At 70.4% G+C, this 26,108-nt stretch carries 21 protein-coding genes and 1 riboswitch; of the genes, 8 read left to right on the top strand and 13 right to left on the bottom strand.

The genetic code is table 11. The features are described 5' to 3' along the window. Positions 1–75: 75 nt before the first annotated feature. Positions 76–3,216, bottom strand: coding sequence for an efflux RND transporter permease subunit (locus tag AAN986_RS04400; RefSeq protein WP_047218895.1), 3,141 nt, complete (start codon positions 3,214–3,216; stop codon positions 76–78). Between the two features lie 380 nt (positions 3,217–3,596). Between AAN986_RS04400 and AAN986_RS04395 the strand changes: the two genes are divergently transcribed. Both AAN986_RS04395 and AAN986_RS04390 read left to right on the top strand, forming a co-directional pair. Next, the gene (locus AAN986_RS04395; protein WP_016448779.1) at positions 3,597–4,331 is read left to right on the top strand and encodes a response regulator; all 735 of its coding nucleotides are present in this window, start codon (positions 3,597–3,599) and stop codon (positions 4,329–4,331) included. Beyond that, positions 4,328–5,401: an ATP-binding protein gene (locus AAN986_RS04390; RefSeq protein WP_016448780.1), complete on the top strand. Its 1,074-nt coding sequence runs from the start codon at positions 4,328–4,330 to the stop codon at positions 5,399–5,401. Before AAN986_RS04395 ends, AAN986_RS04390 begins: the two co-directional genes overlap by 4 nt. A gap of 18 nt (positions 5,402–5,419) precedes the next feature. On the opposite strand, the gene AAN986_RS04385 is transcribed toward AAN986_RS04390, so the two are convergent. The 11 genes from AAN986_RS04385 to AAN986_RS04335 form a co-directional block, all read right to left on the bottom strand. Then, entirely contained in the window at positions 5,420–5,881 is a 462-nt protein-coding gene (locus AAN986_RS04385) for a VWA domain-containing protein (protein ID WP_235434683.1), read from the bottom strand. A gap of 209 nt (positions 5,882–6,090) precedes the next feature. Further along, on the bottom strand, positions 6,091–7,224 hold the full coding sequence (locus tag AAN986_RS04380; RefSeq protein WP_349335580.1) for an AAA family ATPase: 1,134 nt from the start codon (positions 7,222–7,224) through the stop codon (positions 6,091–6,093). Then, the gene (gene cobN, locus AAN986_RS04375; protein WP_047219593.1) at positions 7,221–11,039 is read right to left on the bottom strand and encodes a cobaltochelatase subunit CobN; all 3,819 of its coding nucleotides are present in this window, start codon (positions 11,037–11,039) and stop codon (positions 7,221–7,223) included. The genes AAN986_RS04380 and cobN overlap by 4 nt, the downstream gene beginning before the upstream one ends. A gap of 29 nt (positions 11,040–11,068) precedes the next feature. After that, positions 11,069–12,118, bottom strand: a complete 1,050-nt coding sequence (gene cobW / locus AAN986_RS04370; protein WP_047219594.1) for a cobalamin biosynthesis protein CobW — start codon at positions 12,116–12,118, stop codon at positions 11,069–11,071. A 27-nt stretch (positions 12,119–12,145) separates the two neighbouring features. Beyond that, positions 12,146–13,168 (bottom strand): LLM class flavin-dependent oxidoreductase, encoded by a 1,023-nt coding sequence (locus AAN986_RS04365; RefSeq protein ID WP_047219595.1) that lies wholly within the window; start codon positions 13,166–13,168, stop codon positions 12,146–12,148. A gap of 4 nt (positions 13,169–13,172) precedes the next feature. Further along, positions 13,173–13,937, bottom strand: a complete 765-nt coding sequence (locus AAN986_RS04360; RefSeq protein WP_047219596.1) for an ABC transporter ATP-binding protein — start codon at positions 13,935–13,937, stop codon at positions 13,173–13,175. Further along, entirely contained in the window at positions 13,934–14,956 is a 1,023-nt protein-coding gene (locus tag AAN986_RS04355; RefSeq protein ID WP_047219597.1) for an iron ABC transporter permease, read from the bottom strand. The genes AAN986_RS04360 and AAN986_RS04355 overlap by 4 nt, the downstream gene beginning before the upstream one ends. Next, positions 14,953–15,894, bottom strand: coding sequence for an ABC transporter substrate-binding protein (locus tag AAN986_RS04350; RefSeq protein WP_047219598.1), 942 nt, complete (start codon positions 15,892–15,894; stop codon positions 14,953–14,955). The genes AAN986_RS04355 and AAN986_RS04350 overlap by 4 nt, the downstream gene beginning before the upstream one ends. A gap of 189 nt (positions 15,895–16,083) precedes the next feature. Continuing rightward, positions 16,084–18,324, bottom strand: coding sequence for a TonB-dependent receptor (locus AAN986_RS04345; RefSeq protein ID WP_047219599.1), 2,241 nt, complete (start codon positions 18,322–18,324; stop codon positions 16,084–16,086). A 127-nt stretch (positions 18,325–18,451) separates the two neighbouring features. After that, positions 18,452–18,737: riboswitch (cobalamin riboswitch) on the bottom strand. Between the two features lie 54 nt (positions 18,738–18,791). Next, the gene (locus tag AAN986_RS04340; RefSeq protein WP_349335579.1) at positions 18,792–19,682 is read right to left on the bottom strand and encodes a CHAD domain-containing protein; all 891 of its coding nucleotides are present in this window, start codon (positions 19,680–19,682) and stop codon (positions 18,792–18,794) included. Between the two features lie 57 nt (positions 19,683–19,739). Beyond that, positions 19,740–20,231 carry a YbaK/prolyl-tRNA synthetase associated domain-containing protein gene (locus tag AAN986_RS04335; protein WP_016454410.1) on the bottom strand — a complete coding sequence of 164 codons (492 nt, stop codon included), beginning with the start codon at positions 20,229–20,231 and terminating at the stop codon, positions 19,740–19,742. Positions 20,232–20,312: 81 nt separating this feature from the next. Here AAN986_RS04335 and AAN986_RS04330 point away from each other — a divergent pair, with 81 nt between their 5' ends. Both AAN986_RS04330 and AAN986_RS04325 read left to right on the top strand, forming a co-directional pair. Further along, complete coding sequence (locus AAN986_RS04330) at positions 20,313–20,954, top strand: PAS domain-containing protein (RefSeq protein WP_016448792.1); 642 nt, start codon at positions 20,313–20,315, stop codon at positions 20,952–20,954. Positions 20,955–20,998: 44 nt separating this feature from the next. Beyond that, on the top strand, positions 20,999–21,961 hold the full coding sequence (locus tag AAN986_RS04325) for a threo-3-hydroxy-L-aspartate ammonia-lyase (protein WP_047219601.1): 963 nt from the start codon (positions 20,999–21,001) through the stop codon (positions 21,959–21,961). 37 nt (positions 21,962–21,998) lie between these two features. On the opposite strand, the gene AAN986_RS04320 is transcribed toward AAN986_RS04325, so the two are convergent. Then, positions 21,999–22,733 (bottom strand): NUDIX domain-containing protein, encoded by a 735-nt coding sequence (locus AAN986_RS04320; protein ID WP_012207554.1) that lies wholly within the window; start codon positions 22,731–22,733, stop codon positions 21,999–22,001. 88 nt (positions 22,734–22,821) lie between these two features. Between AAN986_RS04320 and AAN986_RS04315 the strand changes: the two genes are divergently transcribed. Genes AAN986_RS04315 through AAN986_RS04300 form a run of 4 tightly spaced genes read left to right on the top strand, consistent with a single transcriptional unit; the run spans position 22,822 to position 26,105 of the window. Beyond that, a complete protein-coding gene (locus AAN986_RS04315; RefSeq protein ID WP_047219602.1) occupies positions 22,822–23,895 on the top strand; it encodes an SPFH domain-containing protein in 1,074 nt (357 codons plus the stop codon). After that, positions 23,882–24,814 (top strand): sugar kinase, encoded by a 933-nt coding sequence (locus AAN986_RS04310; protein WP_047219603.1) that lies wholly within the window; start codon positions 23,882–23,884, stop codon positions 24,812–24,814. The genes AAN986_RS04315 and AAN986_RS04310 overlap by 14 nt, the downstream gene beginning before the upstream one ends. 17 nt (positions 24,815–24,831) lie before the next feature. Then, positions 24,832–25,536, top strand: a complete 705-nt coding sequence (locus AAN986_RS04305) for a DUF4291 domain-containing protein (protein WP_241150450.1) — start codon at positions 24,832–24,834, stop codon at positions 25,534–25,536. Next, complete coding sequence (locus AAN986_RS04300; protein ID WP_047219604.1) at positions 25,533–26,105, top strand: NADAR family protein; 573 nt, start codon at positions 25,533–25,535, stop codon at positions 26,103–26,105. Before AAN986_RS04305 ends, AAN986_RS04300 begins: the two co-directional genes overlap by 4 nt. Positions 26,106–26,108: the final 3 nt, after the last annotated feature.

The raw sequence follows: 26,108 nt of genomic DNA, 5'->3' as shown, positions 1-26,108 counted from the left end.
CAAGGGTTCGAAGACTGTGCCGGCGGGCGGACCTGAAAGCACAGGGCGTTGAGCGCGATCCAGAGGGGCATGTGTTTATGTTCCGGGGTCCGCAGCGGGCGGCGGCCGGCGCGCGCTGCCGCGCGGCCCGGCGATGCGCCGCTGCCATTCAAGGACGAAGACGAAGAAGACGGGCACGAAGAACACGGCCAGCACTGTGCCGCTGACCATGCCGCCGAACACGCCCGTGCCGATGGCGTGCTGGGTCTCGGCGCTGGCGCCCGATGCCAGCATCAGCGGCACCACGCCCAGCGCAAAGGCCAGCGAGGTCATGAGGATGGGCCGCAGCCGAAGGCGCGCGGCCTTGATGGCAGCCTCGCGCAGATCCTGGCCTTCCTCGCGCAGTTGCTTGGCGAACTCCACGATCAGGATGGCGTTCTTGGCCGACAGGCCGATGATGGTGATCAGGCCCACCTTGAAGAACACATCGTTGGGCATGCCGCGCAGCAGCACGGCCGCCACCGCGCCCAGCAGGCCCAGGGGCACGACCAGCATCACCGACAGCGGGATGGACCAGCTCTCGTACAGCGCGGCCAGCACCAGGAAGACCACCAGCATGGACAGGGCCATGAGCAGGGGCGCCTGCGCGGCCGACTGGCGCTCCTGCAGCGACTGGCCGGTCCAGGCCACGGCAAAGCCGGGCGGCAGCTGGGCCACCAGCCGCTCCATCTCGGCCATGGCCGCGCCGCTGGAGGCGCCGGGCGCAGGCGTGCCCGAGATGCGCGACGCCAGGAAGCCCTGGTAGCGCACCAGCTGCAGCGGCGTCTCGGACCACACGGGCGTGGCGAACTCGGCCAGCGGCACCATGCCGCCCGCAGCGTTGCGCACGTTCAGCCGGAGCACATCATCGATCTGCATGCGCGCGGGCGCGTCGGCCTGCACGATGACCTGCTGCATGCGCCCGGCGTTGGGGAAGTCGTTGACGTACAGCGAGCCCATGGCCGTGGACAGCGTCTCGCTGATGGCGGCAAAGCCCACGCCCAGCGCCTGAGCCTTCTCGCGGTCGATCTCCAGCCGCACGCTGGTGCCCGAAGGCAGGCTGTCCTGGTAGGCCGAGCCCAGCACGCTGCTGCTGCCGGCCAGCGCCAGCAACTGGTCGGTGGCCGACTTGAGCGCGGCATGGCCCTGGCCCGTGCGGTCCTGCAGGTACATGGTGAAGCCCGAGGAAGTGCCCAGCTCATCGATGGCCGGGGGCTGCAGCACCATGATGGCGCCCTCGGGCGCGTGTTCCATGGCCTTTTGCGCGAGCGAGACTTCCTCGCCGGCCGTGGCGCCGTTGCGCTGGTCCCAGTCCTTGAGCGTGGTGAAGGCCATGGCCGCGTTCGGGCCCGAGCCCGCGAAGCTGAAGCCCAGCACCGAGATGCTGGAGGCGATGCCGGGGCGCTGCGCCACATGCTCCTCATAGCGCTTGACCACGTCCAGCGTGCGCTCGGCCGTGGCATCGGCCGGCAGCTGGATGGAGGTCATGAAGTAGCCCTGGTCCTCCTCGGGCAGGAAGGCCGAGGGCAGCTGGCGCAGCGCAAACACCAGGATGGCCACGATGGCCGCGAACAGCAGCATCATGCGGCCCGTGCGCCGCACCAGGCCCGTGACATGGGCCTCGTAGCGGTTCGTCAGCCGCTCGAAGCCGCGGTTGAACCAGCCGAAGAAGCCTTTCTTCTCATGGTGGCCTGCCGCCACCGGCTTGAGCAAGGTGGCGCACAGCGCCGGCGTCAGGCTCAGGGCCAGGAAGGCCGAGAACAGGATGGACACGGCCATGGACAGCGTGAACTGCTGGTAGATCACGCCCACCGAGCCGCTGGCGAACGCCATGGGAATGAACACCGCCGTCAGCACCAGGGTGATGCCGATGATGGCGCCCGTGATCTCCTTCATGGCCTTGAGCGTGGCATCGCGCGGCGACAGGCCCTCCTCGGCCATCAGGCGCTCCACGTTCTCGACCACGACGATGGCGTCGTCCACGATGATGCCGATGGCCAGCACCATGCCGAACATGGTCAGCACGTTGATGGAAAAGCCCGCCACCAGCATCACGGCGAAGGTGCCCAGCAGCGCCACGGGCGCCACGATGGCCGGGATCAGCGTGTAGCGCAGGTTCTGCAGGAACAGGTACATCACCAGGAAGACCAGCACCATGGCCTCGACCAGGGTCTGCACCACCTTCTCGATGGAGATCTTGACGAAGGGCGCGGTGTTGAACGAGATGGTGTGCTGCATGCCCTGCGGCAGGATGGAGGCCAGCTCGGCCATGCGCTTTTGCACGGCAGCGGCCGTGCGCACGGCATTGGCACCGGGCGACAGCTGCACGGCGGCACTGGTGGCGGGCTTGCCGTCCTCGCGGTTGGAGAAAGCATAGGACTGCGCGCCCAGCTCCACGCGCGCCACGTCGCCCAGCACCAGGCGGGAGCCGTCGGCATGGGCGCGCAGCACGATGGCCGCGAACTGCGCGGGCGAGGTCAGCTGGCCCTGCACCGTCAGCGGCGTGGTCACGCGCTGGCCCGGCGCGGTCGGCGCATCGCCCACGCGGCCCGGGGCGATCTGCATGTTCTGCTGCTGTATGGCCTGGGTGAGGTCGCCCATGGACAGCCCGTAGGAAATCAGCTTGGCCGGATCGACCCAGACGCGCATGGCCTGCTCGGTACCGAACAGCTGCACGCGGCCCACGCCCTCGATGCGGCGCAGCTCCTCCACGATGTTGCGCGCCATGTAGTCATTGAGTGCCAGCTCGTCGAACTCGCCGCCCGGCGAGATCAGGCCCACCAGCAGCAGAAAGCTCGACGTGGCCGACTCCACCTGCAGCCCGTTCTGGCGCACGGCCTGCGGCAGGCGCGGCTCCACGGCCTTGATGCGGTTTTGCACATCCACCTGGGCCAGCTCCGGGTTGGTGCCGGGCTTGAAGGTGGCCTTGATCTCGGCCGAGCCCGAGGTGTCCACCGAGGACTCGAAGTACAGCAGGTGGCGGACGCTGGACAGCTCGCGCTCGATCAGCGAGACCACGGAATCATTGAGCGTCTTGGGCGTGGCGCCCGGGTAGGTGGCATACAGGCTCACCGTGGGCGGCGCCACCGTGGGATAGCGCGATATCGGCAATTGCGGGATGGCGAGCACGCCCAGCAGCACGATGAACAGCGCGATGACCCAGGCAAAGACGGGCCGGTGAATGAAGAACTGTGGCATGGACGCGAGGTCTGGTTTTCAATGCGCGCCAGGGCGCGCTGCGGAAAAAATACGGCGCCTGGCGCCGAATCATCTGAGGGGTCATCCGGATGCAAATCCAGATTGCCAGGAGGCATGGGGATGATGGAAACTCCTGCCGGTGCGGCTTCGGCCTGCGGCGTGTTGCCGCAAGGGCCATTCACTCAGGGAGCCGCTGCAAAAGCTGACCGCTCCACCCGCTCATACGGCACTGCCGCTGTGACTTCATATTCATCGCTTTGTTTCGCATGCCGGCCAATGGCGGCGGCACAGGGAAACAGCTTGCGTTCTTTCGATGGCATTTCGGCCCGGGAAATGTGGAAGAACGATGGAGATGAACACAGCCGCCGCCGCGACCCAAAATGGCTTCTATCATTGCCCAGCCCTTGCCTTTCCAGCCATCGACATCGCTCATCCTCGTTGCCGAGGACGAGCCCGAGATCGCAGACATCCTGTGCGCCTACCTGGCCCGCAGCGACCTGCGCACCGTCCATGCCGCCGATGGCCAGCAGGCCCTTGAACTGCACCACCACTTGAAACCCGATCTCGTTCTTCTCGACGTGCAGATGCCACGCCTCGACGGCTGGCAGGTGCTGTCCGAAATCCGCCGGCGCGGCGACACGCCCGTCATCATGCTCACCGCCCTCAACCAGGACGTGGACAAGCTCATCGGCCTGCGCATTGGCGCGGACGACTACGTGGGCAAGCCCTTCAATGCGGCCGAGGTCGTGGCGCGCGTGCAGGCCGTGCTGCGCCGCTGCGGCCAGGGCCGGCTCCGCGATACCAAGCTGCTGCAGGCCGGCCCCTTTCGCGTGGACCTGGACAGCCGCGAGGTCAGCGTGCAGGTGCAGGGCGCCACGCATGTGCCCGAACTCACCGTGACCGAATTCAACCTGCTGGCCAGCCTGGTGCGTTCGCCCCGGCGCGTGTTCAGCCGCGCCGAGCTGCTGCTCAGTTGCCTGCCCGAAGGCCACACGCTGGAACGCACCGTGGACAGCCACATCAGCAAGCTGCGCAAGAAGCTCGAAGGCCTGGGCCTGCAGGGCATGCCCGACAGCGTGCGCAGCGTGGGCTACCGGCTGGGGATGGACCCATGAGCGCAGTGCCGGGCCTGCGCCGGCAGGTGGTGCTGACCATGTCGGCCGTCACGCTGGCCGTGGTCGTGCTGTGCGTGCTGGGTTCGTACGCCTTCTATGCACTGCTGCTGACCTTTCACCCGGCCAGCGTCTCCGACGGCTGGATGCCCTCCAGCGTGGAGCTGGCCTGGGTGCTGCTGACCCTGGTCATCGCCCTGCTGATCGCCATCTTCGTGGCCACGCGGCTGTCGCGGCGCATCCTGCCCTCGCTGGACTCGGTGGCCATCAGCCTGCGCCAGCTGGCCCAGGGCGACCTCTCGGCGCGCGCGCACACCGACGACAGCGCGCTGCACGAGGCCGCCCAGCTGGTGCACGACTTCAACAGCCTGGCCCAGCGCCTGGAAGGCATGGCGCAGGAGCGCGCCTTCTGGAGCGCGGCCATCGCCCATGAACTGCGCACGCCCGTGACCATCCTCAGCGGACGGCTGCAAGGCCTGTCCGACGGCGTCTTCCTGCCCAGCAAGGACATGCTGGCCAGCCTGATGACCCAGGTCGAGGGGCTGACCCGCCTGATTGACGATCTGCGCCTGCTGGGCCTGCAGGACAACGGCCACCTGCATCTGGAGCTGCGCCAGACCTGCCTGGCCGGCGAGGTGCGATCGGTGACCCTGGCCGTGGGGCCGGCGCTGGAGCAGGCGGGCCTGCAACTGGCGCTGGAGCTGGACGAGCAGCCCGTGGTCTGCGACCCCGTGCGCATACGCCAGGCCCTGCTGGCCCTGCTGGAGAACGCCATGCTGTATGCGCAGCCCGGCCCCCTGCTGGTGGCCGCGCGCGTGCGCCAGGGCCTGTGCACCGTGCGCGTGGAAGACAGCGGCCCCGGCGTGGCGGCGGACCTTGCGCCGCGCATCTTCGACGCCTTCCAGCGCGGCGAAGGCGCCCGCAGCCGCAAAAACGCCGGCGTGGGGGCCAGCAAGGGCAGCGGACTGGGCCTGGCCGTGGTCCAGGCCATTGCCCAGGCCCATGGCGGGCGGGCGCAATGCCTGCCGGGCGAGCGCGGCGGCGCGCTGTTCGAGCTGAGCTGGCCGGCCTGACCTCGTCAGAGCCGCAGATCAGCCTGCGAAATCATCGGCCCGCACATGGCGTGCGTCCCAGGCGGCGGCCAGCGCAGCCGCCCGGCCCAGGCGCACGCGGCCTGATTCGAAGTCCACGATGCCTGCCTCCTGCGCCGCCGCAGGCCGCGCGGGCCGCTCGCGCGTGCGGCCGTCGGTGAGCAGCCACAGCCAGCCCTGGCAGGAGGCCTCTGCGCCGCAATGGCGCTGCAGCAACTGGCCCGCATGCTCCACGGCCGCCTGCAGCGGCGTGCCGCCGCCCCCGCCGATGGGCGCGATCCAGTCGTCATTCCAGGCCGCAGCCTTGCGCGGCGGCAGGCGCAATTCCACGCGCGTGCCCGCAAAGCAGATCAGCGCCACCTGCTCGCGGCGGCGGTAGGCCTCTTCCATCAGCGACAGCAGCACGCCCTTGGCCCGCGCCAGCGCGCCGCTGGCGGCCATGGAGGCCGAGCAATCGAGCACAAAGCAATGCAGCCGCGTGGCCTGCGGCGGCTCGCGGCGGCGCTGCAGATGTTCGGGCGCCAGCGCCTGGGCGCCGCGCGCGGCCAGCGTGCGTGGCCAGTCCCAGCTGCCGGTGGGCGGCCCGCCTTGCGCCTGGGCCAGCCGGGGCTGGCTGGCCGCCTGCTGGCCCGCCCTCGCATCCCTTGCCTGTGGCGCGGGGCCGCGAGGGCTCAGGCTTTTTTTGCGGCGGGTGCTCCGGGCTTTGCGGCCTCGCGGGCCAGCAACGAAGGCACGGCGACACGCAGCAGGCCCACGGGCTCGGGCGGCATGGCGCCCCAGTCGGCCTCGGAGGGTTGGCTGCCGCTTTCGCCGTTGGCCGTGGCCTGGGCAGGTGGCCGGCTTTGTGCCGGCGACTGCGAAGGCGGATTCGATGGCGCCTGCTGTGGGGATGGCTGCTGCTGCGGCGCCCCCGGCTTGCGGCGGTGCACCAGCACCAGCTCAGCCACGGCCTGCACATGGTCGGGCGTGACCTCGGCATCGCCCAGCCAGGCGGCCCAGGCGCGTGCGGCACGCAGCAGCACCAGGTCGGCCCGCAGGCCATCCACCTGGGCGGCAATGCACAGCGCGCCTGCGGCCTGCAGCACCGCGTCGGACCAGGGCAGCGCGCCGGCCGGCTGCAGGCGCTCGCGTGCCGTGCGCAGCTGCGCGGCCAGCGCGGCCTGGGCGTCTGCATGGCGGGCGCGGAAGGCTGCGGGGTCGGCATCGAACAGCAGCCGCGCACGCACGATGGCCTGGCGCTGGGCCGCATCCTGCACATTGGCCAGGCGCACGCACAGGCCCAGGCGGTCCAGCAGCTGCGGGCGCAGCTGGCCTTCCTCGGGGTTCATGGTGCCCACCAGCACGAAGCGCGCCGCATGGCGGTGCGAGATGCCGTCGCGCTCGACCACGTTGACGCCGCTGGCGGCCGCATCCAGCAGCACATCGACCAGGGCATCGGGCAGCAGGTTGATCTCGTCCACATAGAGCACGCCGCCATGGGCGCGCGCCAGCAGGCCGGGCGCGAATTTGAGCGCATGGCCGGCCATGGCCTGGCCCAGGTCCAGCGAGCCGGCCAGATGCTCCAGCGAGGCACCCAGCGGCAGCGTGACGAAGGGCGCGGCATCGATGAGCTCGGCCAGGGCGCGCGCGGCCGTGGACTTGGCCGTGCCGCGCGGCCCCTCGATCAGCACGCCGCCCAGTTGCGGGTCGATGGCGGCCAGCAGCAGCGCCTGGCACAGCAGGGGCTGGCCGGCAATGGCGGCAAAGGGAAACAGCGGCGGCAGCGCGGGCTGGGCGCCGCTGCCCAGGTCAGGAGATGCGGTCATGCGCGCAATCCTTCGAGGTGGTTTTCATGTTCCAGCAGCAGGTCTTCCAGCTGCTGGCGATAGTCGCCGGGCTGCTCCCACAGGCCGCGCTGCATGGCTTCGAGCAGGCGCTCCAGCATGTCGCGCAGGGCCTGCGGATTGTGCTGCACGAGAAAGTCGCGCGTGGCCGCATCCAGCACATAGGCATCGGCCACCAGGGCGTACTGGTGGTCGCCCACCTGCTGCGTGGTGGCGTCGAAGCCGAAGAGATAGTCCACCGTGGCCGCCATCTCGAAGGCGCCCTTGTAGCCGTGGCGCTTGGCGCCGTCCATCCACTTGGGATTGGTGACGCGCGAGCGCACCACGCGCGCAATCTCCTCCTTGAGCGAGCGCACGCGCGGCTGGGCCGGGTTGGCATGGTCGCCGTGGTAGAGCGCGGGCTGGCGGCCCGAGAGGTGGCGCACGGCCGAGGCCATGCCGCCCTGGAACTGGAAGTAGTCGCCCGAGTCGAGGATGTCGTGCTCGCGGCTGTCCTGGTTGTGGGCCACCACGTCGAGCTCGCCCAGGCGGCGGCGCAGCGCATCGCCTGCGGGCACGCCCTCGGCGTCCTGGCCGTAGGCATGCTGGCTCCAGCCCAGGTAGGCCTGGGCCAGGTCGGCATCGCCCTGCCAGTCGCCGCTCTGGAACAGTCCGCCCAGGCCCGAGCCGTAGTGGCCGGGCGGCGCGCCGAACACGCGCCAGCCGGCCTGCAGGCGGGCCTGCACGGCGTCCATGCCCTGCGCCTGCAGCTGCTCGGCCTCGGCCAGGATGCGCGCGCGTATGGGGTTGTCCTCGGCGTCTTCGTCCAGCGCGGCCACGGCCTGCACGGCCGCGTCGAACATCTGTACGGCGCCCGGGAAGGCATCGCGGAAGAAGCCCGAGATGCGCAGCGTCACATCCACGCGCGGCCGGCCCATGCCCACGCGCGGCACCACCTCGAAGTCCACCACGCGCTGGCTGCCGGGCGCCCATTTGGGGCGCACGCCGATCAGCGCAAAGGCCTGGGCGATGTCGTCGCCGCCCGTGCGCATGGTGGCCGTGCCCCAGACCGACAGGCCCAGGGTGCGCGGGTACTCGCCATGCTCCTGCAGATAGCGCTCCAGCAGCCTGAGCGTGGCCTGCTGTCCCAGCTCCCAGGCGGCCTGGGTGGGAATGGCGCGCGTGTCCAGCGTGTAGAAATTGCGCCCCGTGGGCAGCACGTCGGGCCGCCCGCGCGAGGGCGATCCGCTGGGCCCGGGCGGCACGAAGCGGCCCTGCAGCCCACGCAGCAGCTGGCGCAGTTCCTCGCCGCCGCAGGCATCCAGCGCGGGCGCCAGCACGGCATGCACCTGTTCCAGCACGGCGCGCGTCTGCGGCCAGTCACCGGCCGGGGCCTCACCTTCCAGCAGTTGCTGCGCCAGCAGCTCCAGGCGCTCGCGCGTGTCGCCTTCATGGCGCCAGGGCTCGTCGCTCACGGCCTGCAGGGCGGCGGGGCGCGCGCCGGTCCAGGGACGTGCAGGCTCCATGCGCAGCGGGTCGAACCCGGGGCTGTCCAGCAGGTCGGCGGCCAGCGCCTGTATCAGGCCCTGGCCTTCGTCCGACGGGAAGCGCGCCAGCGCCAGCAGCGTGTCGCGGCGCTGGCGGCCTTGAGGCGAGGCGCCGAAGACATGCAGGCCATCGCGGATCTGGGTTTCCTTGAGCTCGCACAGGTAGGCGTCTATGCGTTCGAGCACGGCATCGTCGTCCTGCGCGGCACCGGGCGCCAGGTCCAGCTCCTGGTCCAGGTGCTGGCGGCGCACGATGTCCAGGATCTGGCGGCGCAGCAGCGCGCCGCGCCGCGCATCGACCAGCAGGGCGTCGTAGTACTCGTCCACCAGGCGCTCCAGGTCCTGCAGCGGGCCGTGGTTTTCGGCGCGCGTCAGCGGCGGCATCAGGTGGTCGATGATCACGGCCTGGCTGCGGCGCTTGGCCTGGGCGCCTTCGCCGGGATCGTTGACGATGAAGGGGTACAGGTGCGGCAGCGGGCCCAGGATGGCATCGGGCCAGCACGCGCCCGACAGCGCCAGGCTCTTGCCCGGCAGCCATTCGAGGTTGCCATGCTTGCCCACGTGGACCATGGCGTCCACGGCAAAGCGGTCGCGCAGCCAGAAGTAGAAGGCCAGGTAGCCGTGGGGCGGCACCAGCTCGGCATCGTGGTAGCTCGCATAGTCCTGCGCGCCCATGCCTTTACCGACCAATGCACGCGCCGGCTGTATGCCGACAAAGACATGGCCCAGGCGCAGGCCCGCGATCATGAAGCGGCCCTGGCGCAGCAGAGGGTCGGCCTCGGGCGCGCCCCAGCGCGCAGTAATGGCGTCGGCCATGCCGTCCGGCAGCGCGGCCAGGCGCGCCAGGTATTCGTCCAGCGCATAGCTTTGCCAGGCCGGGCGCAGCGGCCATTGGGCCGGGTCGTTGGCAATGCCCTGCTGCAGGGTGTGCATCAGCGCCTGGCCATCGGCGGGCAGCTGCGCGGGGTCGCCCAGCTCATGGCCTTCGGCCGCCAGGTGCTGCAGGATGGCGATCACGGAGGCCGGCGTATCCAGCCCCACGCCGCTGCCGATGCGGCCTTCGCTGCCCGGATAGTTGGCCAGCACCAGGGCCAGGCGCTTGTCGCGCGCGGGCAGGCTGCGCAGGCGGCACCAGCGCCAGGCCAGGTCGGCCACGAAGTCCACGCGGTCGGGCTCGGGCTGGTAGGCCACCACGTCGGCCTGGGTGAAGGCGCAGCGGTGGGACAGGCCCTTGAAGCTGATGGCGCGCGTGATGATGCGGCCATCCATCTCGGGCAGCACCACCTGCATGGCGATGTCGCGCGGGCGCAGGCCCTGGCTGTCGGCCCACCAGTCCTCGCGGTTGCCGCCGCTGGCAATGACTTGCAGCACGGGCGCATCGCCGGCCAGGGCCGTGCCCGATTCCAGCGCCGAGAACGCCGTGGTGTTGAGCACCAGCTGCACGGCATGGTCTTCGCAGAGCTGGCGCAGCGTGGCCAGGCACAGCGGGTCCTTGAGCGAGTCCAGCGCCACGGGCAGCGGGTTCATGCCGCGCTGCTGCAGCGACAGGGCCATGGCGTCGAAGGCCGCCGTATTGCCCGCCAGCAGGTGGGAGCGGTAGAACACCAGGGCCACGGTGGGCGCGCCCGGCGTCCAGGCGCGCTGCAGGTCGTCGATGCCGGCCACGTCATGGGCCTGAACCTGGGCATGGCTCCTGGCAGCGAACAGCGCCGGGGGAACGTGGACAGCCGCCTGCGGCAGGGTGCGCGGCGGCAGCGGCGCATCGCCCCGGTCCAGCCCGTGGTAGACGGTGGCCTTGAGGAACTCGCGCGCATTGGCCGCGCCGCCCGAGCGCAGGTACTGCCACAGCTGGCGGCAGGCGGCGGCCGGCAGCGTGCTGCGCGCCAGCAGGTGCGGGTCTTCCTGCAGGTCACCCGAGAACATGGCCAGGCGCTGCCCCTTGCGGCGCGCCAGCGAGCCGATCTGCTCGATGCCGTAGGGCCAGGCCGATTCCGAGCCCAGGTGGTCCACGATGACCACGCGCGCATGGCGCAGCACCTCGTCCACATACAGGTCCAGCGAGGCCGGCTGGCGCAGGTACAGCAGATTGGCCAGCCGCACCGAGGGAAAGTCCGCCGACGCCCCGGCCAGCGCGGCCACGGCCGAGGACAGCAGGGCCAGCGTGGTGTCGGCCGAGCTCAGGATGACGATGTCGGCCGGCGTCTGGTCGAGGCGGGTGACGATGCTCTCGTCCTCGACGAAGCCGCCGGGGCGCGTGGACAGCAGGTGCATGGAACAGGTTTCAGTACGGAATCGGAAGGTCAGGCGGCCACATTCTCCAGGCCCTTGCGCAGCGCTGCTTCGTCAAGGTCTTGCCCGATGAACACCAGGCGCGTGCCGCGTGCCTCGCCCTCGCGCCAGGCGCGGTCGAAGTGGTGGTCGAAGCGGCGGCCCACGCCCTGCAGCAGCCAGCGCATGGGCTTGCCCGGAATGTCGGCAAAGCCCTTGACGCGCAGGATGCTGTGCTGCTCCACCAGCGTCTCCAGCGCAGCCAGCAGGCGGTCGCGGTCCACGGCGGGCAGGTCGATCACGTAGGAGTCGAAGTCGTCGTGGTCATGGTCTTCGTCGTGGTCGTGGTGGCTCACGCGCTGGTCGATGGTGGTCTCGGCCGCCTTGGCCAGGCCCAGCACCACGTCCAGCGGCAGGCGGCCCTGGGACGATTGCACGATCTTGACCTCGGGCGGCAGCTCCTCGCGCACCAGGGCGGTCACGCGCGCCAGGGCCTCAGCATCGGCCAGGTCGGTCTTGTTGAGCACCACCAGGTCGGCCGCGCCCAGCTGGTCCTCGAAGAGTTCGTGCAGCGGCGATTCGTGGTCCAGGTTGGGGTCGGCGCGGCGCAGCTCGTCCACGGCCTGGGGATTGGCGGCGAACTGGCCGCTGGCGGCCGCCGGCGTATCCACCACGGTGACCACCGCGTCCACGGTGAACACGTTGGCGATCTCGGGCCACTGGAAGGCCTGGACCAGGGGCTTGGGCAGGGCCAGGCCCGAGGTCTCGATGATCACGGCGTCGATCTGGTCGCGGCGCTCGGCCAGCGCGCGCATCACGGGGAAGAACTCTTCCTGCACCGTGCAGCACATGCAGCCGTTGGCCAGCTCGTACAGCGCGCCTTCGCGCTCGTTGCCCTCGTCGTCGCAGCCGATGCCGCAGCCCTTGAGGATCTCGCCGTCGATGCCCAGCTCGCCGAACTCGTTGACGATGACGGCAATGCGCCGGCCGCCCGCGTTGTCCAGGATGTGGCGCAGCAGCGTGGTCTTGCCGCTGCCCAGGAAGCCGGTGACGATGGTGGCGGGAATCTTGGCGGTTTGCATGGAAGGTTCTCCAGAAAAAAGAGGAAGTCAGACGGTGGCGAAAGGCACGGTGCTGCGCAATGAAGGAAGAACCTCCTGCGCAAACAGTTCCATGCCGGCGAGGGCCTGGGCATCGCTCCACAGGCCGTTGGCGTTGAAGACGCAGCGCAGCTGGCCCATGCCCGTGCGCTCGCGCAAGGCGGCGATCTGCGCATGGCACTGCTCGGGCGTGCCATGGATGAATTGCTCGGCCAGCACGCGCGGCACATCGATGGGCAGCACCTGGTCGGCCGGCACGCCGCGCTTGCCCGCAAAGTACACGCGCCGCTGGTAGAGCTGCGGCCACAGCGTGGCCAGCTGGGCCTGCACGGCGGCCTCATCGGCACCGATGCAGACATAGCGCGCCAGCGATGAGCGCGCGCGCAGCGCGGCGGCATCGCGCCCGCGCTCTCGGGCAGCGGCCTCCAGGCGCTCCAGCTGCATGCCTTCGGGCGGCTCCAGGCTCAGCAGCAGGGGCAGATTCTGATCGAAGGCAAAGCCCAGGGTCTCTGCCGTGGAGCCGGCCACATACAAGGGAGGATGCGGACGCTGCACGGTCGAAGGCAGGGCGGGCCGGTCCTCGAAGCTCCACGGCCCCTGCCCCGCTGCGATGGGCTTGCCGGACAGCGCCTCCACCAGGATGCGGCAGGACTGCTCGAAGCGCTCGCGCGTGCTGTCCGTATCGATCTGCAGGGCGCGCAGCGCGGCCGGCTCCGTGCCCCTGCCAACGCCCACGTCGATGCGGCCGGCGCTTTGCAGGTCCAGCTGGGCAATCTCCTCGGCCAGCATCAGCGGATGGTGCAGCGGCAGCACCAGCACCGAGGTGCCCACGCGCAGCCGCTCGGTGCGCGCCAGCACGGCGGCGGCCAGCAGCAGGGGCGAGGGATAGGGCCAGGCGGTATCGGGCACGCGGAATTCGTTGAACCACACGCCCTCGAAACCCAGGCGCTCGGCGCGCTCGAACAGCGCCAGGAATTCACGGTGGTCGCCGCGCGTGGCGTCGCGCGTCCAGCCGGCCAGATCGATGCGCATGGGGTCAGTTCTCATGTTTCAGCCGCGCGCGCAGCAAGGTTTGCGGGGGTGCGTCGATGCGCTCGAAATCCACGCCGAACACGGCATCCAGCCCCGGCGCATGCAGCAGCTCGGCAGGGGCCCCATCGAGCGCAATGCGCCCCTGGTCCAGCACGATGACGCGCCCGAAGTGCGCCAGCGCCAGGTCCAGGTCATGCATGACCACCAGCACCAGCCGCTCGCGCCCGCGCTGCGCCAGCGCCTGCACCAGGGCCAGGCGGTGGCGCACGTCCAGCGCGGCGCCGGGCTCGTCGGCCAGCAGCACGGGCGGGTCGGTGGCCAGCACGGTGGCCAGCAGGGCACGCGCCTGCTCGCCGCCCGACAGCGTGGACCAGCGCCTGCGCGCGAAATCCTGCAGCCCGGCGCCTGCAATGGCCGCCTCGACATCACCCCGGCCCGCCAGCCGCATGTGCATGAGCTCGGCCAGCGTCAGGTCCCAGTGCGGCGCAAAGCGCTGGGGCATGTAGCCCACGCGGCGTGCGCGCTCGGCCACGGGCAGGGTTGCAATGTCTTGCCCGTCCAGCAGCACGCTGCCGGATGCAGGCGCCTGCAGCCCCGCCAGCAGGGACAGCAGGCTGGACTTGCCCGCGCCATTGGGTCCCACCAGGGCCACGGCGCCGCAGGCGGGCAGCTGCAGCGAGACGGCGTCCAGCACGCTGCGGCCACGATGGCGCAGCGTGAGGGACCGGGCTTGCAGGCGTGGTGGGGCGCAAGGGATGGCACCGTTCATGCGGACCTCAGCCTGCGCGCCAGCAGCACGATGAAGAAGGGCCCGCCGGCCACGGCCGTGACCAGGCCCAGCGGGATTTCGGCCGGCGGCAGCACGCTGCGCGCAATGGCATCGGCCAGCGTGACGATGATGGCGCCCGTGAGCGCCGACGCCGGCAGGGCCGCGCGGTGCAGCGGTCCCGCCATCCAGCGCGCGATGTGCGGCGCAGCCAGCCCCACGAAGGCCACCAGCCCGCCATAGGCCACGGCCACGGCCACCACCAGCGAGCCGGCCAGCACGGCCAGCGGCGTGAAGCGCGCCACATCCAGGCCGAAGCCCTGGGCCGCATCGGCACCCAGGCCCAGCAGGTCCAGCCCGCGCGCCAGCGCCATGGCCCCGGCCAGGCAGGCCAGGGAGGCACCGGCCAGCAGGCCCAGGCCGCTCCACGACGGCGTCTGTATGCCGCCCAGCACCCAGCTGAGCACCACCTGCAGGCTCACCGTCTCATCGGACAGCGCCAGCATCAGGAACGAGCGCAGCGCGCCCAGCACGGCCGCCAGCGCCACGCCGGCCAGCAGCATGCCGGCCGCATCGGTGGCACCGGCTACGCGCGAGACGGCCAGCACCAGCACGGTCGAGCCCCAGGCGCCCGCAAAGGCCAGCACGGGCAGCGTCCATGCCTGGGGCAGGCCGAACAATAGATGCATGGGAACCAGCAGGGCGACAGTCGCCCCCAGCGCCGCGCCGCCCGAGGCGCCCAGCAGATAGGGCTCGGCCAGCGGATTGCGGAACACACCCTGGAAGATGGCGCCCGACAGGCCCAGCAGCGCGCCCACCAGGGCGGCTGCCAGCACGCGCGGCAGGCGCCACTGCAGCAGCAGCCGGCTGCGCAGGCTGTCTTCGCCGCCCAGCGCGGCCAGCAGGTCGGCCGGGCTGGCCCACTGGTGGCCCGCGCAGGCGGCGATCAGCAGGCTGGCCAGCAGCAGCAGGACCGCACCGGCCCAGGGGCGCCACGCAGGTGGATGTGAAAGGGAATTCATGCGGCCTCCCCGGCCCAGGCCACAGGGTGCAGCCAGCGCGAGAGCTTTTCCACGCCGCCGAAGGTGCGCGGCCCGGGAATCAGGAACTCGGCACGCGCCACCGTGGTGGCCCGGCCGCCGCGTACGGCACGCAGGTCGCGCCAGCCGCGCTGGCCGATCAGGTCCTGCATGGCCTCCTGCGTGCCTGCGAACAGCAGCACATCGGGGTCGGCGGCCAGCACGGCCTCGGGCGAGACCTGGGGCACCGTGCCCAGGCCGTCCAGCGCGAACGAAGCGCCCGCGCGCACCATGGCCTCGCCGGTATAGGTGCCCGGCCGGGCCGCCAGCAGCATGCCGTTGCCCAGCCGGCCCGTGACCATGAGGGCACGCGGCCGGGGCTGGCCGGCCACCTGCCGGTCCACGCGCAGCAGCCGCGCCTCCTGCGCCAGGGCCAGCGCCTGGCCGCGCGCCTGCACGCCCGTGGCGCGGGCCACCAGGCGCAGGTTGTCCATCACCTCGGCCAGCGAGCGGCTGAGCAGCACCATCACCGGCACGCCGATGCGCTCCATGGGATCGACCAGCTGGTGCGCTGCCTGGCGCGCGGGCGTGACGATGACCAGGTCCGGCTGGCGCGCCACCACGGCGTCCACCGAAAACCCCAGCCGCCCGCCCACCTTGGGAATGCGCTCCACGCCCGATGGAAAGCGCGTGAAATCCTCCACGCCCACCACGCGGTCCAGCAGGCCCAGCGCGGCCACCAGTTCGGTGTTGGAGGCAAAGATGGAGACGATGCGCTGCGGCGGCGCGGCAATCTCCACGCGCCGGCCCAGCGCATCCTGCAGCACCACCGGACCGCCTGAAGCGACGGTGTCGGCCCAGGCCGCGGGCAGGCCGCAGCCCAGGGCCGCTGCCGCGCCCTGGCGCAGCAACTGGCGGCGTGGTGTGCAGACAGCCTTCATCTCAGTGTTCCATGACGCAAGGCGCCGTACATGACCTATGAAACCGGCGCAGTCCAAAGCGAGGGACACCGAGGAAGGGCCTATGCCGGCCGCGCCGCCCCGCCCCGAGGGTGTCGTCCCCCTCCCGCGTAGCGAGAGAGGGCGCCGTGCACACGGGGGAAGGCGCGAAGCGACTCAGGGGGTGCTTCATCAAAACTCTGCTTGCAGGCCGACCATGAGTTCGCGCCCGGCCATCGACGTTCCGCAGCCGCCGTTCTGGTACGCCGGGTTGGCGATGCAGGGCGCGCGGTCCAGTGCGATGAAGATGGGATGGCGGTTCAGGTCGAACAGGTTGTTCACGGCCGCGAACAGCTTGACGCCCGGCGACACGCGGTAGTCGGCACGCAGGTTCCAGATGGTGAAGGCGCCCTTGCGGTGGATGAAGGTGCTGCGGGGCTCGCCCTGCGGGATGAGCAGCGCCTCTTCCGTGTCGTACCACATGGGACCGCGCAGCAGCGTGGACAGCTGCAGGCTCCAGTCGCCCTGCAGGCGCCCGCTGCCGCGCCCGTAGCGCACGCCGGCCGAGGCCTCGTAGCGGTACATGCGCTGCACCTTGTCGGTATTGGCCGAGGCGGCCGAGCCCTTGTCCCGCATGCTGAAGTGGTAGTAGCCGCCAGCCCAGGCCTTGAGCTGGTGGCCCGTCAGGTTCAGCGCCCGCGCCAGGTCCATGTCGGCCTGCATTTCCAGGCCGCGCGCCACGATGTCGGCCGCGTTGTTGGCGTAGTCCGAGGTATTGGTCGTGGCCCCGCGCGAGACGGTGATGATGCGGTCGCTGATGGTGTTCTGGAACAGGGCCGCATCCACGCGCCAGCCGGGCTGCTGCAGCGCGGCGCCGACCTCGATCTGGCGGCTGGTCTCGGGCTTGAGGTTGGGGTTGCCGAAGGTGCGGCCACCGCCGACGGCCGTGAAGTCCGAGGCCAGCTCCGTGGCCGTGGGCGCGCGGAACCCCGTGGAGGCCGCAGCGCGCAGCGTGAGCCGGTCCGTGGCCTTCCAGGTGGCGCCGGCCGACCAGGTGTGGTTGTCGTAGTCGCGCGTGCTGGCCTGGGCCAGGGCCAGGTTGGGCGTATCGTCGAAACGCGTCGTGCCCCAGGTCTTGCGCAGGCCGGCACGCAGGGTCAGGCGGTCGTCAAGCAGGGTCTGCGCGTCCTCGAAGTACAGCGCGTGCACCTGCTCGGTCTGGTTGTTGTCGTAGGGCGCGACCTGGCCCGCCGGGCCGCCCGGCATGGCCACGCGCAGGCGGTCGGAGCGCAGCTTGCTGCGCTCCCAGTCAAAGCCCATCAGCAGGTCATTGGTCTGGCTGACACGCAGGCGCGGCTGAAAGCGCAGGCCCGTGGCGTCCAGCTGGCGGTGGTTGTAGTCGCGCGCCGTGCCGGGCACGGCGCTGTTGCCCGAGCGGATCACGGGCGATGCCCAGTTGAACTCATCGGTATCGACCAGGCTGTAGAGGTGGGTCGTCCAGCTCAGGCGCTGGCCCGGCAGTGCACCCTCGTAGGTCAGGTCCAGCGAGCGGTTGCTGCGGTTGTCTCGGCTGTAGATGTTGGCGCCCGATCCGCGAAAGCCCGCGTTGTAGATGCCGTCCGTGCGCAGCTGCAGCTCCACGCGGTGCAGCTCGTGCAGCTGCCAGCCCAGGGCGCCGCTGGCGCCGCGCCGCTTCCAGCCCGTGTTCTCCATGCGCGTGCCGCCATCGCCCGACTCGTAGTCGCCGCGCCCGCCTGCGCTCACGCCGAAGTACCAGTCGAAGCGGTCATTGGCGCCGGCCGTCTGCGCATCGGTGCGCCACAGGTCCCACGAGCCGGCCTGGACCTGGGCGCGCGTGCCGGGTGCGGTCGCCCCCGTCTTCATGATGATGTTGACCACCCCGCCCATGGCCTGGCTGCCGTAGATCACCGAGGACGGGCCGCGCACGATCTCGATGCGCTCCACATCCGAGGGGCTGAGCTTGGACAGATTGGCCGTGCCCGCGCGCCGGCCGTTGACCAGCACCAGCACCTGGCTGCGGAAGTCGCGCCCCTGGCCGTCGGTGGAGGCGCCTCGCAGGTTCATCGAGGTCTGGGCCGCCGTCCATTCGCTGAGAAAGCCCACGGCGTTCTCGGCCAGCAGGTCGGTGACCGAGCGCGCGCTGGAGCGCTCTATGGCCTCGCGGTCGATGGTCTGCGTGGTGCCCGCGATGCGGCTGCGCGCCTCGGGCCGCGCGGTGGCGGTCACGAAGACGGCGTCCAGCGCATCGTCGGCGGAGTCCGTGGATCGGCCCGAAGCCGGCTCCTGCGCGGCGCCGGCCGCTGCAGCGCAACTGGCCAGCAGGACGGCGGCCGCTACGGGCCGCAGGCTGGAGACAAGAGGGAGAACAGAGAGAAGGCCGGAGGAATCGGCGGCCGAAGAAGCGAAGCGCATGCGTTGACCCAACTGCCCCACTCACCCGCGGGGCCTATCGTCTGAACCACGCCGCACAGCGCGCACGCCGGAGCCGGCCACGGCAGCGCAGGCTGGGGCCGGACCGGACAGGCGCACTCCCGCGGCGTCCGAAAGCAATGCAGAAGGCCGGTATCCGGGCTTGCGGAACGCTGCGGCGCGCAGGGTGGGCGCGCTGCGGCAGGCATCCCCGCCTTCCCATGCCCGAGAAGGACACAGTGGCTTGCGGCGCGCGACCTGTGGATAGCACGCCAGCGTGGGGAGTTGTATTCCGCTGACCGTTGCGGGGGCAGCGCAGGCATTGCGAGCGGCCACCTCGATGGCATCGCGCACCTGCTTCCCGTTGAACCCCTGGCCGGTGAACGGCATGGGGCACCTTCAGCAACAGCGCACCGCCACGGCCCAGGGGCTGCGGCGGTGCGCCAGCGGCGGATTATCGCTGATGCGGTCTAGAGCCAGAAGCCCTGCACCCGGGCCAGCGCCCGCAGTGCGCGGCGGCTGCTGCGCGCGCTGGTGGCCAGGCGGGCCTGCAGGTAGCCGGCCGCGAACCAGGCGCGCGGGTCGCGCGCGGCCTCGGCATGGAAATGCTCCGCCGCCACGGCCATGTCGTTGTGCAGGCCCAGCGCGTCCTGGGCGGGCACCAGCGCCTCGGCAAAGCGCCGGCCCTTTTTGCCGGGCCACATTCCGGGCGCGAATTCCCGCGCAAAGTCCGCCAGGTAGCGCAGGCGCTTGAGCCGCTTGCGCACGCGGTGCTGCTGCGCCAGCGGCAGGCGGTCGAAGTGCCGGCCGTCGCGCAGCACCTGGCGGTGCAGGCGCGCCAGCCGCCGTGCCAGGTACTTGCGCGTGCCTGCGGCGGACAGGCTGACCAGGCCGGGCTGCCGCTTGCCTGCAGGCGCCTGCGCCAGCGCATGGATCTCGGCCAGCGTTTGCAGAAACTGCGGCTCGCGCACCGCAGCGGCCGCGTCCGCGTCGGCCTGCCCGGCATCCGGCACGACCCAATCGCACAAGGGCGCATCGGCGTCCTGCAGCAGCGGCCGCACCACGTCGGCCAGGGTGCAGGCATCGCGCAGCGTGCCCAGGCGCGCAAAGGCCAGGGCCAGCGGGGCATCCCATTCGGCGCGCATGCCGGGCGCCAGCCCTGCGCATTCGCGCAGCAGGGTGCGCAGGCGCCGCAGGGCCACGCGCAGCTGGTGGATGCGTTCGGCCTCGCCGCTGCCGGCGTCCACGGCATCCACGGCATCCATATGCGACTGCACCTGGGCCAGTGCGGCAGCCAGCGCCGCACGCACAAAGCCGGCCGCATCGGGCCGGTCGGGGAACTGCCTGGCAGGGGTGGTCATGGTCAGGAGAGGATGTGCGGGCGTTGCTGCGATTGTGGGCACCGCCCGGCCCCCGGGTCAATCGGCGCCATCCCCGCTCAGGCTGTGCAGCGCGGGCCGGGCAATGCGCACATAGTCGGCCGAGTCCAGCACGATGGAGCGGTCCAGCCGGCCCGCATTGAAGGCGATCTCGGCAAAGCGCTCCACCAGTGCCGGGTCCACCACCAGGCGCACCTGCGGGTTGAAGGAGAACGGCGGCACCGATCCCATCACGCAGCCGGTGGCGGCCTGGGCCTCCTCGGGCGAGGCCAGCGTGGCCTTGCGCACGCCCACGGCCTGGGCCAGGCGCTTGAAGTCCAGCTTGCGGTCGCCGGGCAGCACGGCCAGGAACAGCTGGGGATCGCCCGCACCGGACGCATCGCGGCTCTTGCAGAGCATGGCCTTGGCACCCTGGCCGGGTGCCGTGCCCCGGATTTCGGCGACGAGGTCGGAGCGGCCCTCGGCAGGGTGCTCGATCACGCGAAAGCGCGCGTCCTGGGATTGCAGCAGGTGAACAAGGGTGTCGAACATGGCAGGGAGCACAAGAAACGGACAAGAAGGCAGGTCGCCTGGGTTTTGACATTTTGTCCAATTCAAAACAAAATGTCCAATATGACACAACGCACTCCCGAGCAGCGCCAACTGCTGGAACAGGTGGCCAAGATCGCCGAAGGCCTGGGCCAGACCCTTGCCCCGTTCTGCGAGGTGGTGGTGCATGACCTGCTCGACCCGTCCCATGCGGTGCTGGCCATCCACAACAATCTCTCGGGCCGCGAGGTCGGCCAGGGCGCGACCGAGCTGGGCCTGGCCCGCATCCAGGACCCCGGCTACGAGCAGGTCATCGCCAACTACCCCAACCAGTTCGCCGATGGCCGCCAGGCCAAGAGCACGTCCATCGGCATCCGCGACTCCGAGGGCCGCTACATCGCCGCCCTGTGCATGAATGTGGACCTGACGATGTTCCAGGGCTTCCAGAGCATGCTCAACCGCTTTGCCGCCGTCAGCGGCGACACGCCGGCCCGCGAAATGCTGGCGCCCATGGGCGCCGGGGCCGGTGCCGACACGGTGCGCGCCCGCATCGACCAGTTCGCGGCGCGCCTGGCGACCACGCCGCGCGCCCTCAAGCCCGAGGAGCGGCGCGCCCTGGTCCGTGAACTCAAGGGCGACGGCCTGCTGGACCTTCGCCGCTCCATGGAGACCATTGCCGCCCACCTGGGCGTGTCGCGCGCCACGGTCTACAGCTACGCCAAGTAGGTCCCGGCACCCCGCCGATCTGCAACTCCTTCTCTCCCGTACCGATGACAAGCCTTCCCACCTATGACGACGTGGCCGCAGCGGCCCAACGCATCCAGGGCCATGCCCACCGCACGCCCGTGCTCACCTCGCGCACGCTGGACGAGGCGCTGGGCGCCCGCGTCTTCCTGAAGTGCGAGAACCTGCAGCGCATGGGCGCCTTCAAGTTCCGCGGCGCGTTCAACGCCCTGTCTCGCTTCAGCGCCGCGCAGCGCAAGGCCGGCGTGGTGGCGTTTTCCTCGGGCAACCACGCCCAGGCCATTGCACTGGCTGCCAGGCTGCTGGAGATTCCCGCCACCATCGTCATGCCGCATGACGCGCCCGCCGCCAAGGTGGCGGCCACCAAGGGCTATGGCGGCCAGGTGGTGGTCTACGACCGCTATACCGAAGACCGCGAGCAGATCGGCCGCGACCTGGCCGAGCGCCACGGCCTGACCCTGATCCCGCCCTACGACCATGCCGACGTGCTGGCCGGCCAGGGCACGGCCGCCAAGGAACTGTTGGAGGAAACCGGCCCGCTGGACGCCCTCTTCGTGCCGCTGGGCGGCGGCGGCCTGCTGTCGGGCAGCGCCCTGTCCACGCGTGCGCTCAGCCCCGAGTGCGCGCTCTACGGCGTGGAGCCCGAGGCCGGCAACGACGGCCAGCAGTCGCTGCGCGCAGGCCGCATCGTCCACATAGACACCCCCAAGACCATTGCCGACGGCGCCCAGACCCAGCACCTGGGCGGCATCACCTTCCCCATCATCCAGCGCGACGTGACCGACATCCTCACCGCCAGCGATGCCGAGCTGGTCGATGCCATGGGCTTCCTGGCCACGCGCATGAAGCTCGTGGTCGAGCCCACCGGCTGCCTGGGCCTGGCCGCCGCGCGCCAGAAAGGCGAGGAGCTGCGCGGCCGGCGCGTGGGCATCATCCTCAGCGGCGGCAACGTGGACATGCAGCGCTTTTGCAGCCTGCTGGGCGCCTGATCCTGATCCTGATCCTGGCCCTGATCGAAGGCCGCCCTCACCCGCGCGGGCTGAAGGTGCGCGGAAACACCACGGGCGCGCTGCGGTCGGCCAGGCGGTAGCCCATGGCGGGGCGGCGTGACGTGCCCTCCACCTGGCCGGCCTCCACCAGAAAGCCGGCCGCCATCATGCGCGTGCGAAAACCGCTCTTGTCCACGGGGCGGCCCAGCACCACTTCGTAGGCCTGCTGCAGCTGCGGCAGCGTGAAAGGCTCGGGCAGCAGAAAGGCCGGCAGCGAGGTGTACTCCACCTTGCCCCGCAGCCGCTCCACCGCTGCGCGCAGGATCTCGCCGTGGTCGAAGGCCAGCGCAGGCTCGCGCAGCAGTTCATCGACGGCAAACCACGACACATCGGCCGCATTCGCGCCCTTGGCCAGGATCAGGTCATGGCCCGGGATCAGCGCGAAATACACATGCGTGGCCGACCAGCCACGCGGGTCGCGCGCCGCGCCGCCCCAGCTTCCCAGCTGCTCCAGGTAGGGGCTGTCCACGCCCGTCTTGTCCAGCAGCTTGCGCCGCGCGCAGGCCAGCAGGTCCGCGTCCTGGCGCACATCCACAAAGCCGCCGGGCAGCGCCCACAGTCCCGGAAAGGGCTCGCTGCCCGCCGTGGGGCGCTGCACCAGCAGCACCTGCAGGGCATCGTCTGCCACCGTGAAGATGACCACGTCCACCGTGGTGAACGGGCGCGGGAAATCCAGCGCGCCCTGCGGGGATGGGGAGTTTTTTTCAGCCATGGGATGGATTGTGCTTGACGTGCCGGATTTTAAGTTGCACTATGCAACCCATAAGAGTTGTATAGAACAACTTAAAAGGAGAAGCACCATGTTCGGCATCCGTTTCATCAAGTCCCAACCCACGGTCCACCTCATGCAGTTCCGCGCCGGCAAGGTGGTGCGCGAGGGTGCGGGCCAGTCCTTCTTCTACTACGCGCCTACCACCACCCTGGTCGCGGTGCCCGTGGGCAGCCAGGACTGCCACTTCATGCTGGAGCTGGTGACGGCCGACTTCCAGAGCGTCACCGTGCAGGGCCAGGTCACCTACCGCATCAGCACACCGCGCCAGACCGCCACGCTGATGGACTTCTCCCTGGCGCGCGACGGCCAGAAATACCTGTCCGAAGACCCGCAGCGCCTGGGCGACCGCGTGACCATGCAGGCCGAGGTCATCATCCAGCAGGCCGTGCAGGCGCTGGAGCTCAAGCAGGCGCTGCGCTCCTCGGCACTCATTGCGCGCACGGCCCAGCAGGAGCTGGCCGCCCAGCCCGAGATCGAGGCGCTGGGGCTGGAGATCCTGGGCGTCTCGGTCATGGCCGTCAAACCCACGCCCGACATCGCCCGCGCCCTCGAGGCCGAGGCGCGCGAGTCCAACCTCAAGGCCGCGGACGACGCCGTCTATGCCCGCCGCATGGCTGCCGTGGAAAACGAGCGCGCCATCCGCCAGAACGAGCTCGATACCGACGTGGCCGTGGAAAAGAAAAAGCGCCAGATCCGCGAGGCCCAGCTGGAAGCCAAGGCCGCCCAGATGCGCAAGGAAAACGAGCTGCGCGCCGAACAGATGTCTGCCGACGTGGCGCTGGAGGCCAGCCGCCGCGACTTCGTCGAAGGCCAGGCCGCCAACAGCCGCACCCTGGCCGAGGCCGAGGCCTACCGCGTGGGCGCCGTCATGCAGGCCCTGGAAAAGGCCGATCCGCGCATCGTGCAATCGCTGGCCGCCGTGGGCATGCAGCCGGGCCAGCTCATCGCCCAGGCCTTTGGCGGCATTGCCGAGAAGGCCGAGCGCATCGGCCAGCTCAACGTCTCGCCCGAGCTGCTGCAGTCGCTCATGGGCGCCGGTGCAGGCCATGCAGCTGCCGTGGCCGATCCCGAACCCGCAAGGAGCCGCCGTGAACGCCAATGAACGCAAGACCGTGCTGGTGGTGCGGCGCACGCGGCTCGATGAGCTGGTGGCCAGGTACCACACGCTGTCCCAGGCGCGCTTCTACATCGAGCACCTGGGCGCCGACTTCGGCGACTACCTGCGCGAAAGCGCCGCCTACGCCGCCGCCCTGCAGGCCGTGGTGCAGGCGCTGGAGGCGCGCGGCCGCTACCAGATCGTGGACCGCGCCCTGGTGCCCAACTTCGTCTTCGGCGCCGACGACATCGTGGTGGCGCTGGGCCAGGACGGCATGGTGGCCAACACCATGAAATACCTGGACGGCCAGCCGCTCATCGGCGTCAACCCCGAGCCCGCGCGCTGGGACGGCCTGCTGCTGCCCTTCGCCCCCGCCGACCTGGCCGCCCTGCTGGGCGACGTGGCCGCCAACCGCCGCCCCACGCGCGCCGTCACCCTGGCCGAAGCGCGCCTGAGCGACGGCCAGGTGCTGCGCGCCGCCAACGACCTGTTCATCGGCCCGCGCAGCCACACCTCCGCCCTGTACGACATCGCGCTGGGCGAGCGGCAGGAGTCCCAGTCGTCCTCCGGCCTCATCGTCGCCACGGGGCTGGGCTCGTCGGCCTGGATCAAGAGCATCGTCACGGGATCGATGGGCATTGCCCACGCCGTGCGCGGCGCGTCCACCGACTTCGACTACCAGCCCTTCGCCTGGGATGCGCCACGCCTGGACTTCGCCGTGCGCGAGCCCTTTCCCAGCCGCTCCTCCACGGCCGAGCTGGTCTACGGCCAGGTCACCGCCGGCCAGCCGCTGACCCTGCGCTCGCGCATGCCCGACCATGGCGTCATCTTCTCGGACGGCATGGAGGCCGACTACCTGCAGTTCACGGCGGGCATGCAGGCCACCATCGGCCTGTCGGAGCGGCAGGGCTGCCTGGTGGTGTGAAGGACCGGCCCTGCAGCGTGGTGCAGCGCCCTCAGAACACCTACAACAACAACGACAACGACAACGACAACGACAACGAACAGACCATGAATCTCGCAACAGCACCCTACCTGCAGCAATCTGCCACCTGGCCTTCCGAGGGAGAGCACATCCTCGCCCACTACGACGACTCCACCGTGGTGGTCTACCAGGCCTATCGCCCGGCCATCGGCCTTCATGCACTGGAGCATGGCCAGTTCGGCGGCCCGGACTTCAGCTTCACGCGCATGAGCTGGATCAAGCCCAATTTCCTCTGGATGATGTATCGCTGCGGCTGGGCGACCAAGGCCGGCCAGGAAGTCATCCTCGGCCTGCGCATACGCCGGACTTTCTTCGAGAGCCTGCTGGATGCCGCCGTACCTTCCACCTTCAACCCCCGGCTCTACGCTGGCCTGCCCGAGTGGCAGCAAGCGGTGGCCACCTCCGAGGTGCGCCAGCAATGGGATCCGGACCATGCCCCCAGCGGCGCCAAGCTGCCGTTGCGTGCCATCCAGCTGGGCTTGCGTGGCAAGCTGCTACGCCGTTTCGCCACGGAGGAACTGCTGGAGGTCATCGACATGACATCCTTCGTCATCGAGCAGCGGGCCCATGCCCAGGATGGAAATCCGATGCTCTTGACTCCCGTGGAGCGCGTCTACGTGCGGCTCGACAGGAAGAATTGCGCACCTGAGAACTCCGTATGACCACCACAGCCCACATCGCCTCCCTGCAAGACCTCCAGCACGCCATGGCCCAGGGTCTCACCCCGCGCTTCCTGCCGTTCTGGGGCCACCAGCCTGCGGCCGATGGCTCCATCGGCAGGACCTGCATGAGCCAGTGGTTCGAGGCGGGCTTCGAGGTCGATGGCCAGCACTACCCCACGGCCGAGCATTTCATGATGGCGGGCAAGGCGCGGCTGTTTGGCGACGAGGCGGCGCACGCGGCCATCGTGCGCTGCCGCACGCCGGGCGAGGCCAAGAAGCTGGGGCGTGGCATCCAGGGCTTTGATGAAGCGGCCTGGGTGGCCGCGCGCATGGGCATCGTGGTGCACGCCAACCAGGCCAAGTTCTCCCAGAACCCCGCCCTGGCCCGCTATCTGCTGAACACGGGCGACCGGGTTCTGGTGGAGGCCAGCCCCGTGGACGCCATCTGGGGCATCGGCCTGGCTGCCGACGATGTGCGCGTCACCGACCCCGCGCGCTGGCAGGGCCTGAACCTGCTGGGCTTTGCCCTCATGCAGGTGCGGGCGCGGCTGCGCAGCACCGCTCCCTGACCG

It is taken from the genome of Delftia sp. DS1230 (assembly GCF_040112715.1).
GTDB lineage: Bacteria > Pseudomonadota > Gammaproteobacteria > Burkholderiales > Burkholderiaceae_C > Comamonas > Comamonas tsuruhatensis.
This window is presented reverse-complemented; position numbering and strand designations above follow the sequence as displayed.